Annotated in this window: 8 protein-coding genes and 1 tRNA gene; 5 read left to right on the plus strand and 4 right to left on the minus strand. The window is 61.2% G+C overall.

The annotated features are described in order from the left end of the window. Positions 1-40: 40 nt before the first annotated feature. The 3 genes from B9N93_RS16905 to B9N93_RS16915 form a co-directional block, all read right to left on the minus strand. Complete coding sequence (locus tag B9N93_RS16905) at positions 41-1804, minus strand: ABC transporter ATP-binding protein/permease (protein ID WP_085215419.1); 1764 nt, start codon at positions 1802-1804, stop codon at positions 41-43. A gap of 40 nt (positions 1805-1844) precedes the next feature. After that, a complete protein-coding gene (locus B9N93_RS16910; RefSeq protein ID WP_085215420.1) occupies positions 1845-3473 on the minus strand; it encodes an AAA family ATPase in 1629 nt (542 codons plus the stop codon). Between the two features lie 391 nt (positions 3474-3864). After that, complete coding sequence (locus B9N93_RS16915; RefSeq protein WP_085215421.1) at positions 3865-4758, minus strand: 1-phosphofructokinase family hexose kinase; 894 nt, start codon at positions 4756-4758, stop codon at positions 3865-3867. A gap of 279 nt (positions 4759-5037) precedes the next feature. Between B9N93_RS16915 and B9N93_RS16920 the strand changes: the two genes are divergently transcribed. The 5 genes from B9N93_RS16920 to B9N93_RS16940 all read left to right on the plus strand — a co-directional run bounded on the left by B9N93_RS16920 (position 5038) and on the right by B9N93_RS16940 (position 11719). Continuing rightward, positions 5038-5114 (plus strand) — tRNA-Pro (locus B9N93_RS16920). A 325-nt stretch (positions 5115-5439) separates the two neighbouring features. Further along, entirely contained in the window at positions 5440-7905 is a 2466-nt protein-coding gene (gene hsdR, locus B9N93_RS16925; protein WP_085215422.1) for an EcoAI/FtnUII family type I restriction enzme subunit R, read from the plus strand. A 95-nt stretch (positions 7906-8000) separates the two neighbouring features. Further along, on the plus strand, positions 8001-8399 hold the full coding sequence (locus B9N93_RS16930) for a GxxExxY protein (protein ID WP_085215423.1): 399 nt from the start codon (positions 8001-8003) through the stop codon (positions 8397-8399). A gap of 111 nt (positions 8400-8510) precedes the next feature. Continuing rightward, positions 8511-9965: a type I restriction-modification system subunit M gene (locus B9N93_RS16935; RefSeq protein WP_085215424.1), complete on the plus strand. Its 1455-nt coding sequence runs from the start codon at positions 8511-8513 to the stop codon at positions 9963-9965. Further along, positions 9962-11719, plus strand: a complete 1758-nt coding sequence (locus B9N93_RS16940) for a restriction endonuclease subunit S (protein ID WP_085215425.1) — start codon at positions 9962-9964, stop codon at positions 11717-11719. The genes B9N93_RS16935 and B9N93_RS16940 overlap by 4 nt, the downstream gene beginning before the upstream one ends. 351 nt (positions 11720-12070) lie before the next feature. On the opposite strand, the gene B9N93_RS16945 is transcribed toward B9N93_RS16940, so the two are convergent. Next, positions 12071-12559 (minus strand): hypothetical protein, encoded by a 489-nt coding sequence (locus B9N93_RS16945; protein ID WP_085215426.1) that lies wholly within the window; start codon positions 12557-12559, stop codon positions 12071-12073. Between the last annotated feature and the right edge of the window lie 167 nt (positions 12560-12726).

A 12726-nucleotide genomic window follows, 5' to 3' on the forward strand; every position in this document is an offset into this window, starting at 1 on the left:
ACCACCGGCGTGGGCCGGTATCCCGGCCTGCCCGATGTCTTCATGGCGGCGGCGCTTGGGGCGTCAACGGCCTGTCCCCCGGACCCAGTAACCGGCGCCCATTGTCCTTCCAGGACCAGCGGCCCTGGGGTTTTAATTCCAGCACGGCGTCGTAGCGCTCGATGGGTTCGTCGCCGTCGCGCTGTCCATGGCGACCGAAAGTCAGGTAAGTGGTGCCGCGCCCGGTCAACATCCGCAGCAATTCCCCGGCTTTGTCGGGGTCGAGGTCGTTGCCGGGATTCTCGATCAGCACGAAGCGCGGTTGGGCCAATAGCACGCGGGCGAAGGACATGAGTTGTTGTTCATCGACCGACAGCGCGGCGTCCCAATCCTGCTCGGCCTCCAGGCCACCGACGCGGGCCAGCACCGGCTCCAGTCCCAAGGCGTGCAAGGTTTCCAACAAGGCCGTGTCGGTGATGGCGATCCCCGGCGCGTCCGGGTTCAAGGCTTCGCGCAGGCTACCAGGCGGCAGGTAGGGCCGTTCCGGCAAGAACTGGATGCGCCCGGCACGGGGCCGGATCAAACGCCCGGTGCCGGTGTCGAGGATACCCGCCGTGGCTTTGAACAGCGCGTCCTTGGCCGTGCCATCGGCCCCCGCCACCAGCACCCGCGTCCCGTGCGGGATCGATAGCGTGAGATCGTCCACCAGGACGGTATGGTCGATGGGCGAGCGCAGGGTCAGGTGTTCGTAGCCGATGCGGTCGTCGTCCTCGCCGAAATCCATGCCGCATACGGTTTCGGTCTGGGTCAGTTCGATGGCGTACCACAGGTTGATGAGCCGCTCGATCACGGCGGCGAACGAGGACAACGATTGGAACTGGGTGATGATGAGCGAGAACGCCCCGATCAACATCACGAAGGCCGCCGCCGATTGGGTGATGACGCCGAACTCGGCCTGCCCGTCGATGAACAAGGGCGCGACCAGCAGGATCGGGATCACCTGTACCAGATAGTTGTAGCCGGTGGTGAAGAAACCCAGGCGGCGGTTCACCAGGATGATCTGGTGGAAATTCTCCACCACCGCGTCGAATTGCCGGTGCAGCCGCCGCGACATGCGTTCCTCCCGGTTCAAGAGGGCGATGGATTCGGCGCGTTCCCCCACATGCAACAGGCCGGAGCGGAAACTGGCTTCCTTGTCCAACTGGGTGTAATTCAGGTCGATCAAGCGATGGCCCAGGCGGAAAGTGAGGTAGGAACCGAACGCCGCGTAGACCACCGCGACCAGGAACAAACGCGGGCTGATCGACCACAGCACCCCCGAGAACGCCAGCGCGGTGAACGTCCCGTTCAGCAGCATCAGCGCGAAGGACAGCGTGGTGGTGGTGAAGACCCGGACATCCTCGGCGATGCGCTGGTCGGCGTGTTCCATGCCGGTGCTTTTGATGAGGCTGTCGTTCATCCGGTAGTAGCTGGGATAGCGCAGATACAAATCCAGGAATTGCCGGGTCATCCATTCTCGCCACAGGAGCCCCAGCCGTTCCTCGGCATAGCGCAGGAACACCGCGACCACGGTCAGGCAGGCGAACACGGCGGTATAGATGACCGCCTGCCGCAGATAGGCCGGTACATCGCGCCCGGCCAGGGCGGACATGAAATCGCGCCCCACATAGCTGTTGAGGATGTTGAGTCCGTTCAGCCCGAACAACAGGGCGATGAGCAAGCCGAATAGGGCGATGGCCCTGGGACCGGACGGCGAGCGGACGAAATGGCGGATGAGTTGGAAAAACAAGCCCGAGCCTTGCTCGTTGATGGGGATGCGGAGCATGGTGGTTCTCCTAATTGGGGTTGGCGTGGGAGCGCCGCCGTTATTCTTGTTGTTGGCCGAGGGTTCCGCCGTTTCCCGCCCCCGCTTTGCCGGGATCGTCCCCGCCATAGGCCAGGGCCATCCGCTCGCCCATGCGTTTGCGGAGCTTGGCCCGCCGCGAAGGCGTGACCCGTTCATGCAGCGCCCGGTGGTGGAGCGCGTGGACGAAGCCATATTGCGCGGCCACGGTGCCGTCCGGCCATTCGTCCACGCCTTGGCGCTCGATGAACTGCCTGCGCCTGGCCAGGGCTTGGCAACGGGCTTCGATGGACTCGATATCCTGGTCCAAAGCCGCCGCCACGCTTGCCGCCGAGAAGCTCCGGCCCGCGACGCTGGCGGTTTCGAGCAAGCCCTGGTCCGCTGCGTCCAGTCGTTCCAATTGCTGTTCGACCCATTCCAGCAAGCTGTCGGGCACCGCAGGTTCCATCCCGTCCAGATCGACCGCCAGCCGCCAGCCCCCGTCCTCCCGCACCAGCCAATCCCGCGCCAGCGCGTGTTCCACCAGGCGGACCATGAGCAGGGGATGGCCTCCGGCGTGGCGCTGGACGAACGCCCCGAACCCGGCGGGCAGGCCGGGGCAGCGGGTTTCCAGGTAGTCCGCCACCGCCGCCGGTTGCAAGGGCGGGAGCGCTAGTTCGGTGTAATGGCCGCGCTTGCGTAGCTCGTCGCGCAGCCGCCGGAGGGGATGGCCGTCGCCCTGCGTTTCCACCGGCTGCTGGGTGCCCAGCACGAGGAGCCGCGCCGCCTGCCGCCGCAAAGCCAGATAGGCCAGCAGGTTGAGGGTGGAAGCGTCGGCCCAGTGCAAATCCTCGAACCACAGCACCAAGGTCCGGTCGCCGCTGGCGCTTTCCAGGAATTGGGCCAGTTCCCGCACCAATCGTTCGCGGGTGGGGCGGGCCGCGCCGTCGCCGCCGAGTTGGCAGGTGGCGGCGCAGGGCAGCAGCGAACACCAGCCCGGCGCGTAGCTGCGCAGCCGTTCCGCCCAGGGTCCGCTTTCCTGCCCGCCGCAGAGTTCCTCGATGGCTTCTTGGATCGGCATGAAGGGTTCCAGGGTGCCGAGCAATTCCGAGCATTGCCCCCGCGCCACGCGGATATCGGGACGCCCGTCCAGGCTTTCCAGGAAGGCCGAGACCAAGGCGGTCTTTCCCAGGCCCGGCCCGCCGGAGACGAAGCCGAATTTGCGCTCGCCGCCCATGGCCTGGGCCAGCCAGGCGCGGAGTTCCCCGAGTTCCCGCTCCCGCCCGGTCAAAGGGCCGGAGGCTGGGGTTTTGAACGGGGTCGGGGCCGGGATGGCGGCGGGTTCGGCCAGCATCGGCGGCAAGGGCGGCGGCACGGCCAGCGCCACCTCGCCGATGAAGCGGTAGCCCAGGCCATGCACGGTCTCGATGAAACGGGGCGATTTGGGCGGATCGTCGAAGGCTTTGCGCAGTTCAAGGATGTAATGGCGGATGCCGTCTTCGGTGATCAGCACATTGGGCCAGACCGCCTCGAACAGCGCTTCCTTGGTGACCAAGCGGCGGCGGTGTTCGATGAGATAGCGCAGCATGGCGAAGGCCTTGAGGCTCAGGGGAATATCCTGGCCGTCCCGCGACAGCTTTTGATTGACCGGATCGAGTCGGTAATCGGGCATTTCTTATTCTTCCTCTGGGTTGAGGGGGCGGGTGTGTGAATTCGCGCACATCATAACGCCCAGGCCGGGCGGCGAAGTAGGGCGGGCACGGCCTGACGGTCTTTGGGCCGGCCAGCGGCGGCTTGCGGGTGGCCGCAGCGGTGGATTTATTGCGGGCCGAGGAATTGGCGCATTTTCGCGTTATTTGCAGGATGGGCACGTATGCCATACCCACCGGGATGGCCCCAACAGGGTGGGCATGAGTACCTGTCCACCCGCCTGGGTGTGAACCCATATCGAAACGGGGAGAGGTGACGCAGACGCGGGCCGGGGGGCTTGGCCTGTGGCCCAGATTCCGGGCTAGGCGGGAAGGCCGGTTTAAACGCTTGGGTCAGGGGGTCGGGAGACCGGCTCAAAGCCGTTCCAAGCGCACCCCATCCAGCAGCGGCGGGATTTCCTCCGGCGCGATCATCGCCACGTCCGGGCGCAGGGCGTTGGCCGCGCCCGCCGCCACGGCGTAGCGCAAGCGTGCTTCCCAGGACAACCCCGCCAGCCAGCCATGGGCCAAACCGGCCAGATAGCAATCCCCGGACCCGACCGGATTGACCTGCCGCAGGGCGGGCGGCCACACCCGCCAACGCGCCCGCCCGGATTCGACGATTTCGATGGCGGCGGCACCGTCGGTGATGTGCAGTTCTTCGACGCGCTCCCAGCCGGGGCTTTGCGCCCATTCCTGCCGGTTGGGCTTGGACAGGCCGGGAGCCACAGGACCGGCCAGCGCCCGGCCCATCGCGGGACCGTAGGCATCCAACCAGCAACGCACGCCCCGGCGCTCGCACAACGCCAGCAAATCGGCGTACAAGCCATCCGCCACCGGAGCCGGCACCGAGCCGCTGGCGATCACCAGGCGTACCGAGTCCAGCCAGCTTTCCACCCGGTTCAACAAGGCTTGGCACTCGGCCTGCGTCACCTCGAAGCCACCCGGAAACACCGTGGTCGGATGTTCGTCCTGGGGATCGGAAGCCATGAAACCCACCCGGAGCGGGGCCAGGGTTTCGACAAAGGCGTCGTGTACGCCCTCGGCCCGGACCAGTTCGCGCAGCCAAGCCCCGCTATGGCCGCCCGCGAAGCCGGTCAAGGCCACCCGGTGCCCATGCCGGGCCAGGACGCGGGCCACGTTCACGCCCTTGCCCTCGGCGACCATAGCCAGCGCGGCCACGCGGTTGACCGCTCCCGGCGTATACGGACCCGGATGGACGAGGTTGAGGAGCGGATTGGCATTGATAACCAGGGCGTCGAACAGCATGGGGCGCGGACTCGGCAAGAGGAGGGACCGGCGATTATCGCACCGCGGCGGGTGAGATTTCTTGATTCATGTCGCGCCGCGATGGTCATCGCCTCTACTCGGATTGCCGGTCCAGCCGGGCGCTGAGCGCGTAGCGCCGGACCTCGATACGGTCTTGTACGTCGGCAACGCGCCCTTCGCCGCCCCCGTGTCCAACCACAGGCGGATGTCTTCGCGCAAGGCCGTCGGCGCACTCTTGGCTTTGCCTTCCGGCGAAAATCGTGTAATATGGCGGGCCTTCGGGGTGTAGCGCAGCCTGGTAGCGCACCTGTATGGGGTGCAGGTGGTCGGAGGTTCAAATCCTCTCACCCCGACCAAACAAATCCCAAAGAATCAAAGGCTTGCTGATTTAGTCAGCGAGCCTTTTTCTTTATCGGCGGTTTTGCGCCCAATATGCGCCCAACTTTGTGAGCGCTAGGGGCAAATCCAGCCTATAGCCTCTTGGCAGCGAGTCAGAGATTCGCCTTCCATCGTGCTCGTGGGCATGTCCTTAGCGATACGGATTCGCCCTTAGCCATGAAACCCACCCGAAACACAATCGCTTGGCGCGACCGCCAAAGCCGCAGCCTGGGTTGTGGTGTGGATCGAAGGACTGGTCGCAACATATAGTTGTTTCCGCCTTGTAGCGTGTGGTGGTGCTGCATGAATAAGAAAAACCTCAGCGAACGCGATATTTGCACCAAGTTCATCACCCCGGCGCTGGACCGGGCGGGGTGGGACATTCAGAGCCAGGTGCGGGAGGAAGTCTCCTTCACCAAGGGCCGGATTATCGTCCGGGGCAAGCTGGTCACACGCGGCAAGGCCAAACGGGCCGACTACATCCTCTATCACCAACCCAACCTGCCCATCGCCCTGATCGAGGCCAAGGACAACAGCCACGCGGTCGGCCATGGGATGCAGCAGGCTTTGGCCTATGCCGAAGTCCTCGACATCCCCTTCGTGTTCTCATCCAACGGGGATGGCTTCGTGTTCCACGACCGCACCGGGCTAGCCACCGAGGTTGAAACCGAACTCGGCCTCGAACAGTTCCCCTCCCCCGCCCAGCTTTGGGAACGCTACCGCGCTTGGAAAGGGCTGGAACCGGCCCAGGAACAGGTTTTCCTCCAGGACTATCACGAGGACAGCGGCGGCAAGGAACCCCGCTACTACCAGCGCGTCGCTATCAACAAGACCGTCGAAGCCATCGCCAGGGGTCAGGACCGCATCCTGCTGGTGATGGCGACCGGCACCGGCAAGACCTACACCGCCTTCCAAATCATCTGGCGGCTCTGGAAAGCCGGGGCCAGGAAACGCATCCTGTTCCTGGCCGACCGCAACGTGTTGGTCGATCAGACCATGGTCAACGATTTCCGCCCGTTCGGTTCGGCCATGGCGAAGCTCAGCACCGCCGCCAAGACCATAGAACGCGAGGATGGCGTCGAGGTCCGCCTGCCCAGCGCCGTGGACAAGAAACACCGGCGCATCGATACCTCCTACGAAATCTATCTGGCGCTGTACCAAGCCATCACCGGCCCCGAGGAGCGCCAAAAGCTGTTCCGCGAACTTTCGCCCGGCTTCTTCGACCTCATCGTCATCGACGAATGCCACCGGGGCAGCGCCGCCGAGGATTCGGCTTGGCGGGAAATCCTCGAACACTTTTCCGGGGCCACCCAGATCGGCCTCACCGCCACGCCGAAGGAAACCGAGTACGTTTCCAACAGCCATTACTTCGGCCCGCCCGTGTATAGCTACTCGCTCAAGCAGGGCATCCACGATGGCTTCCTGGCCCCGTACAAGGTGGTCAAGGTGCATCTGGATGTCGATGTCGAGGGCTACCGGCCCGCGCCCGGCGAGACCGACCTCAACGGCTATGAGATCGAGGACCGCCACTACAACCAGAAGGATTTCGACCGGGTATTGGTCATCGACGAGCGCACCCGGCGCGTGGCGCATTGGGTTTCGGAATACTTGAAGCAGAGCGGCGACCGCTTCCAGAAGACCATCGTGTTCTGCGTGGATACCGAACACGCCGCCCGGATGCGGCAAGCACTGGTCAACGAGAACGCCGACCTGGCGGGCCAGAACAGCCGCTATGTCATGCGGATTACCGGCGATGATGCCGAAGGCCAAATGCAACTCGGCAACTTCATCGACCCGGAAGCCAAGTATCCGGTCATCGTCACCACGTCGCGGTTGCTCTCGACCGGGGTCGATGCCCAGACCTGCCGCCTGATTGTGCTGGACCGCCCGGTGGGCTCCATGACCGAGTTCAAGCAAATCGTCGGGCGCGGCACCCGCGTCCACGAGGACAGCCGGAAGTTCTACTTCACCTTGGTGGATTTCCGGGGCGCGGCCAATCACTTTGCCGATCCGGCTTTCGATGGCGAGCCGGTGCAGATTTACGAGCCGGGCGAGGACGACCCGGTGACGCCGCCCGAGGATGTGCCGCCGCCCGCCGATGACGACGACGAGCCGCTGCCGCCAGAACCGGGCGAGGATGAAACCGTCATCGACGGCGAACCGCCCATCATTCACCTGCCCCCGGAGGTCGGGGAAGCGCCGGGCAAGTATTACATCAAGGGCCAGCCGGTTACGGTCTTGACCGAACGGGTGGAATACCTGGACGAGAACGGCAAGCTGGTCACGGAATCCTTGCGGGACTATTCCCGGCGCACCATCCGTCAGCAATACACCAGCCTGGACCAATTCCTGGCCCGCTGGAAATCCGCCGAGCGCAAGGAGGCCATCATCGAGGAATTGGCCGAGGAAGGCTTATTGCTCGACCCCTTGTTGGAGGAAGTCGGCAAGGACCTCGATCCCTTCGACTTGATCTGCCATATCGCCTTCGACCAGCCACCGCTGACCCGCAGTGAACGCGCCGCCAATGTCAAAAAACGCGACGTGTTCACCCAATACGGCCCGCAGGCCCGCGCCGTGCTGGACGCCCTGCTCGCCAAGTACCAGGACGAAGGGATGCTCGACGGTCTCGATAATGTCGAGATACTCCGCAACCGGCCCTTCGACACCATGGGCATGCCTTTTCAACTCATCAAACAATTCGGCACCAAGGCCAGTTTCGAGGACGCCGTTCACGAACTGCAAGCCGCGCTCTATCAGGACGTTGCGTGAACCCAAGGCATTCTCACGCCAAGGCGCAAAGCTCGCCAAGGAATCCAAATGCTTTTTTCTTTGCGCCTTAGCGCCTTGGCGTGAGACAAAGAATTATGAACAACGAACCCACCCCCGAAGAAAACCGGACAGCCTCGATCATTGTCGATGCCTGTGTGCAATTGCATATGTCACTGGGGCCAGGACTTTTAGAAAGCGTGTACGAGCGGATTCTGGCTCATGAACTCACCCGGCGGGGATGTCGGGTGGCAAGGCAAGTCTCCGTACCGATTACCTATGGCGGTGTTAGCTTCGAGGAAGGATTTCGCGCCGACTTGATCGTCGATGACCGCTTGATCGTCGAACTCAAATCGGTGGAAAAACTCGCGCCGGTGCATAAGAAACAACTTTTAACCTACCTCAGATTGACCGGGATGCGGCTTGGCCTGCTGGTCAATTTCGGGGAAGAGCTGATGAAAACCGGCATACACCGGATTATCAATAACGGGCCATGATGGCTTAGCCAAAGATTGCTCACGCCAAGGCGCAAAGCTCGCCAAGGAATCCAAATGCTTTTTTCTTTGCGCCTTAGCGCCTTGGCGTGAGCCTTTTTTAGCCGGAATACCATGTCAGCAAGAACCATCGTTAAATCCATCCAGGACATCATGCGCCAGGATGTCGGCGTCGATGGCGACGCCCAGCGCCTGTCCCAGTTGTGCTGGATGTTCTTCCTCAAAATCATCGACGACCAGGACCAGGAGTTGGAGGTCATGCGCGAGAACTACCGCTCGCCGATCCCGGAACGCTTCCAATGGCGGGCCTGGGCCGCCGACCCGGAAGGCATGACCGGCGACGAGTTGCTGGCCTTCGTCAATGACGACTTGTTCCCTCACCTCAAGGAATTGCCGGGCACCGCCCATGACGGGCGCAAGCGCATCGTGCGCGAGGTGTTCGAGGACGCCTACAACTACATGAAGTCCGGGCAGTTGATGCGGCAGGTCATCAACAAGATTAGCGGCGTGGATTTCAACGATTTGGCCGAGCGCAAGCACTTCGGCGACATCTACGAGCAATTGCTGAACGACCTGCAAAGCGCGGGCAACGCGGGCGAGTACTACACGCCCCGCGCCGTCACCGCCTTCATGGTGGACCGCATCGACCCCAAGCCCGGCGAGACCCTGTTTGATCCCAGTTGCGGCACGGGCGGCTTCCTGACCTGCGCGATCCGGCACATGCGCGAGCGCTACGTGAAGAAGCCGGAGGACGAGCAAGCCCTACAGGCCGGTCTCCGCGCCGTCGAGAAGAAGCCGCTGCCGCATATGCTGTGCGTGACCAATATGCTGCTGCACAACATCGAAGACCCCAGCTTCGTGCGCCACGACAACACCCTGGCGCGGCCCTATGTGAGCTACGGGGCCGACGACCGGGTGGACATCATCCTGACCAATCCGCCCTTTGGCGGGCGCGAGGAGGACGGCATCGAGTCCAACTTTCCCGCCCATTTCCGCACCAAGGAAACCGCCGATTTGTTTCTGGCCCTGTTCATCCGGCTGTTGAGGGCGAAGGGCCGCGCCGCCGTGGTGCTGCCCGATGGCACGCTGTTCGGCGAGGGCGTGAAGACCCGGCTGAAGGAGCATCTGTTGGAGGAGTGCAACCTGCACACGGTCGTCCGCTTGCCCAATAGCGTGTTCAAGCCCTACGCCAGCATCGGCACGAACCTATTGTTCTTCGAGAAGGGCGAGCCGACGCGGGAGGTTTGGTTCTACGAACATCGCGTGCCGGAGGGACAGAAAGCCTATTCCATGACCAAGCCGATCCGGGTGGAGCATTTCCAGGGCTGCGTCGAGTGGTGGGGCGGGCCGGAGCGGGAGAACCGGCAGGAAACCGAACAGGCGTGGCGGGTGGGCCTCGACGATATCAAGGCGCGGAATTACAACCTGGATTTCAAGAACCCGCACACCGTGGCCGACGACCACGGCGACCCGGAGGAATTGTTGGCCGGGTTGGAACAGGCCGAGGCCCACGTCGCCGAATTGCGCGAGCAGTTGAAGGGTATTTTGGCGGAGGCTCTGCTGCGATGAATGCCGAGATTCTTTTGCGACACTTCGACCGCATCGCCGAAGCGCCCGACGCCATTCCCCGCTTGCGGCGGTTTATTTTGGATTTGGCGGTGCGGGGGAAATTGGTGGCGCAGGATTCGGAGGATGAACCGGCGGGGGAGTTGTTGAAGCGGATTCAGGCTGAGAAAGCGCGATTGGCCAAGGAAGGGAAAATAAAGAAAGAAAAGCCGGTATCAATCATCAAAAAAGAAGAAACGCCATTTTTGGTGCCAACATCATGGAAGTGGGTTCACCTTCAAGAAGTCGCATCATATATTCAGCGCGGTAAATCTCCGGTTTATGCGGTTAACGACGGCTTCCCGGTTATTTCTCAAAAATGTGTTCAATGGAAAGGGCTTGATCTCAGTGTTGCCCGAACAATCACCAAAGAATCCATGGAGAAATATGAAGAAGCGCGCTTTTTACGCGAAGATGATTTGCTTTGGAATTCCACGGGGACAGGCACAATAGGCCGTGTTGTAAGAGTTATTTCACCCCCTGAAAAGCTTGTCTGTGATAGCCATGTGACCGTGGTTAGATGTGTGCTTGCTGAAGCCGAATATATTCGCCTATGGCTTTGCTCCGATCATGTTTACCGACTGATTGAGGATCGCGCGGCGGGTTCAACAAACCAAGTTGAACTTACGGCTCAAATGGCAATATCCCAGATCGTTCCTATTCCCCCCCTCGCCGAACAACACCGCATCGTCGCCAAGGTCGATGAACTCATGGCCCTGTGCGACCAGTTGGAAGCGGCCCGCAACGAGCGCGAAACCCAGCGCAACCGGCTGGTCACGGCCAGCCTTAACCAACTCAGTCTCACGCAAAGGCGCGAAGGCGCAAAGAAAGAAGAAAACCAACTTAGCGCCTTTGCGCCTTTGCGTGAGCCTATTTTCCTAGCCAATATCGCCCGCCTTGCCACCCGGCCCGAGCATATCAAGCAGCTTCGGCAGACGATTTTGGATTTGGCCGTGCGGGGGCGGTTGGTTCCGCAAGACTCGGAGGATGAACCGGCGGCGGAGTTGTTGAGGCGGATTCAGCAAGCAAAATCAGCGGGATATAAGAGGGGAGATATACAAAAGCCACAGGCCGCTTCACCGACAGAGGCGCAAATATTTGATATACCAAATTCTTGGTGCTGGGTTTCAAACGAATTGCTATGTGAAACAATCGTAGACTGTCCGCATTCCACACCAAAATTCGTCCAAGAAGGGATAGTTTGCTTAGATACAAACTCATTTAAATCTGGCGCTTTAATATCTAATAAAATTCGATATGTTTCTGAGGAAACTTATAAAGACAGAACTAAGCGCCTTACCCCAAAAGCTAAAGATATAATTTTTGCAAGAGAAGGAATTGTCGGAGAATCAGTCATAATTCCTGATGGCATGAAGTGCTGCCTTGGTCAGAGAGTTATGCTATTTCGTCTTATGTCTGACATTTCACCAAACTTCTTTCAGTTGGCATTATCCAGCCCTTCTTCTCTAAGGCGGTTGCTTGAGCTTCATAAGGGTATCGGAGCGAAACATGTAAATGTCGCTGATATGCGGAATGCGCTTATCGCACTCCCGCCCCTCGCCGAACAACACCGCATCGTCGCCAAGGTCGATGAACTCATGAATCTGTGCGACCAATTGGAAGCCCAACTCGCCACCACCGCGACCAACAGCCGCCGCCTGCTCGAAGCCGTGCTGCGCGATGCCCTGGCCCCGGCGCAGGAATCCGCCGCCGCATAAGCCCACGCTTCGACAGAAGCCCGCCATGTACAGGAAGTCCCGCATGGAAAAGGACCGGAAAACGTGGCCTATCTGTTTGTCCATTTCTTCCGCCATCTTATTTCCACCTCCAAAGGTTCATCCATTCCAAACAATCCCACCGCTCCACCCCCGCCAGTCCATCGCCCATCCCACAAGACGCAACCGCCCTACCCAAAAGGTTCACTCCCGAACCTTCACAGGTCGATTGCTCATCCAATCCAGCCCAACCGCCATAGCTCAACGGTCCATCCCTCGACCTTGGCGGGTCCGCGCCCCAACTTCACAACACCGAAGCGCGAACCCGCTCACCTCAACGCCGAACCTTCCGGCCTACACCGCCGAAACTCCCCCATTCCCCGCCGATCCTGCGGACTTGGAACGCCGGGCAAACCGCCGTCCCAAATCATCCAGCGCATCCTCTAGGGCACCCGTCGCCACATTGGCCGCCTTGGCGTACTGATAAACCAACAAGGCCGCCGCATAAGCCTCGCTCCCGGCGGCGAAATAGGTGTTCTCCAACTTCCCCAACACCTCCTGCACGCTATGCAGTAGCGGATACAAATCCTCCACTAGCCTCACATCCGCCTTCATCTCGTCCACATTGAAACCCCGCGGCAAAATGTCGGGATTCTGCTCCGCCACCGCCATGGCCTTGGCCACGAAGGAACGGTTCTTCTCCCCGAATTTCAACATGCCCTGGCGCTCGTCCGGCGTCAGGTCGATCAGGAACGGCAGGTTCTCCCGCAATGCGGCCAGCGCGGCACGGATGGCCTCGGCTTGCGACGGCGAGATTTCGGCATTGACGCGGTTAATAGGCATGGCCTCCTCCTGAAAAAGACGATATGGGTAAAAACGCGGGAATTTGTGCCATATTTCCAATGCCGCATCAATAGTATGTAAAAATCCGACTAAGTTTTGATTCACCCCACCGCACCCGTGTCCAACACCACCGGAACGGCGGGCACAAAAAAGCCGGGCATAAAACC

This window comes from Methylomagnum ishizawai (assembly GCF_900155475.1).
Classification (GTDB): domain Bacteria; phylum Pseudomonadota; class Gammaproteobacteria; order Methylococcales; family Methylococcaceae; genus Methylomagnum; species Methylomagnum ishizawai_A.